Genomic DNA, 2,272 nt, shown 5'->3' with positions numbered 1-2,272 from the left:
AAGGGGTTAGACCAATTGTAAACAGCCCCTAACCCCGCTCCGCCCCTGCCGCGGAGAAAACAGGGCAGGGCATCAAACCGCCCCAACATACATACACCAACCCCGCTACCCTGTATGTAAACGCCGACCGGAAACCCCATGACTAATTTCCGCGAAAAACACCGCCAGGCGGCTGCGACCAGCCGCCGCCTCAACCTCGCCTTTTGGCTGGCGGCGCTGGCGAGCTACCTCAGCTACAGCCTCGCCTGCGCGCTCACCCTCTTTGGCATCTCTCCCCTCATCGCCGTCTATAGCGGACAACACTTCGTCAGCCGCTACCTTTGGATTAGCCTCGCCTTTGGCCTCGTCCCCACCGGCATCATGCTCCTTGCCTACAGCGACGCACGACGCAAAATGCGCGAACGCAGCGCGGGCGAACAGGCACGGGCGCTCGGTGCCGAACCCACCCGCGACAACTCCGCCCGCGACCGCCGCTACACCAACCTCGTTGCCGAAATGAGCGCCGCTTCCGGCAATCCGCCGCCCGAAACCTTCATCCAGCGCCACGACTTTAGCATCAACGCCTTCATCCTCGGCGGCGCGGACGACAGCCTCGCGCTCACCATCAGCCAGGGCGCGCTGGACAGCCTCACCCGCGACGAACTGCAAGCCGTCATCGCCCACGAATACGGCCACATCGAAAACGGCGACCTCGCCATCTACAGCCAGCTCACCGCCATCCTGCACGGTTACTACATCATCAGCGAATGGCAAAACCAGCAAGACCGCATCCACACCGCGCCGGAAGCCAACCTGTTTGACCTGCGCGGCCTCTTTGCCAACGAACAGGGCTACAGCTACACCGGCGGTATCCTCGCCCTCTTCGGCAGCATCCACTACCTCTGCGGCCGCCTGTTGCAAGCCGCCTTCTCGCGCCAACGCGAACACATGGCCGACGCCCGCGCCGTGCAATACACCCGCCACCCGGACGCCCTCATCGGCGCGCTGAAAAAAGCCCTCGCCCTGCAACAAAACGGCGTCTGCCTCCTCCGCCCGCCGCTTGACCGCGCCCACATCTACTTCATCTACTACCAAAGCGCGCAGAACCGCCTGCTGCGCACCCACCCGCCGCTGCGCGAACGCATCCAGACTTGGGGCGGCGGCGACGTCAGCGAGCGCGAACTCGACGCCATCCTCTTCGACATCCAGCAACAGGCGCGCGACCAATACGAAACCAACCCTGTGCAGCGCAGCAAAAGCGCGCTCACCAGCAGCGCCACCTACCCGCTCATCAGCCTTGACCGCACCCTGGCTGCGCAACACTACCCCGCGCCCGTGGACGCCGCCGCCGCGCTCCTCGCCCTCTACATCTACCACAGCGGCGCCAGCCCCTTCGACATCGAACAAAACCGCGTCATCCCGCTGGAAACCCTCGACGCCGCCCGCCCGGCGCTGAACACCATCGAACACGCCGCGCCGCTGGCACAAATCCCGCTGCTCGGCCACCTCACCCGCGCCACCGCCACCCTCAGCGAAAGCGAAAAAGACACCCTCGAACAACACATCCGGCGCCTGATCAAACTGGACAAACATCTCAGCCGCTACGAACTCGCCGCCTACATCTGCTGGCGCGCGAGCCGTCACCCGGCAGGAAACGACAGCAACTACCGCGCCCAGCGCGACGCCATCATTTACCTCTACAACTACCTCATCAGCGACGCGCCGGACGATGACGAAGCGCAAGAAAACTACCAGCGCCTCTGGACAAACAGCCTACCGCTTGACGCGCCGCCGCACACCCGGCTCGACACCGCCGACGCTAAAACCGGCCTGCAACTCTGCCGCCATCTGGAAAATCTGCGCCAGCTAGACGCCACCTACCGCAAGGCGCTGCTGGACGCCATCGAAGGCTACTACCGCCGCCGCGAAAAAGTTACCCTGCCGCAGGCATACTTGCGCTACGCCTTACAACAGGCGCTGAGCTGACGTCAAAGCCGCGGTCTCACCAACAAAAAAATCCGCCAGGCGAGCCCGGCGGATTAGCGGCAGAAGCATTTGTCCTTGCAATGCCCCACAGACAGAAAAAATAAGGTGGTGTCCTAAAATGTATGCTGATAAACGGCGGGCAAACAAAAAGCAACGGAGACACGGTATATTTGAGTTGTGCAAATTCAAATTACCATTTGCTGTCCCCGTTGCCGTGGGCAGAATATAAAGCGAAACGGCAAATCCGGCAATAACAAGCAAAAATACCTCTGCAAAGCCTGTGGCAGGCAGTTTGTTGGTGACCACA

Annotated in this window: 2 protein-coding genes; both read left to right on the top strand. The window is 62.0% G+C overall.

The genetic code is table 11. The annotated features are described in order from the left end of the window. Window positions 1–138: 138 nt before the first annotated feature. Window positions 139–1,965, top strand: a complete 1,827-nt coding sequence (locus ACO54Z_RS12910) for a M48 family metalloprotease (RefSeq protein WP_485997380.1) — start codon at window positions 139–141, stop codon at window positions 1,963–1,965. Between the two features lie 177 nt (window positions 1,966–2,142). Next, a partial coding sequence (locus ACO54Z_RS12905; protein ID WP_485997381.1) for an IS1/IS1595 family N-terminal zinc-binding domain-containing protein occupies window positions 2,143–2,272 on the top strand: 130 nt, incomplete at its 3' end.

Source organism: Cardiobacterium sp. (genome assembly GCF_057314735.1).
The sequence above is the reverse complement of the archived record's forward strand: the minus strand, read 5'-3'. Positions and strand labels throughout refer to the sequence as shown.